1 protein-coding gene is annotated in these 216 nt (G+C 56.0%); it reads right to left on the minus strand.

The window, feature by feature from the left end:
- On the minus strand, nt 1-216 hold a 216-nt coding region (locus ADA42_RS03370; RefSeq protein ID WP_048763571.1), incomplete at both ends, for a type VI secretion system Vgr family protein.

Consider the following 216-nt stretch of genomic DNA (forward strand, 5'->3'; position numbering starts at 1 on the left):
TCTTGTTTGTGGGTGCTGAGGTGTAGCCCTTCGCCTGCCCGTACGGCTCCCCACTGGTCGGTACGTAGTTCGAAACCTTCGCCTCGGCCTTCGCTTTCCAGTTGTTCTTTGGGATGGCTCAGATTACCCAGATTAAGCTGGGTTGCACCATGGCTACTGTGGAGCTGGCTACTGATCTGCCCTGTGGTGTCATCAAAGCGGAGCTGGTTGTAGCCA

It is taken from the genome of Acinetobacter sp. 243_ASPC, assembly GCF_001054715.1.
Lineage (GTDB): Bacteria > Pseudomonadota > Gammaproteobacteria > Pseudomonadales > Moraxellaceae > Acinetobacter > Acinetobacter soli.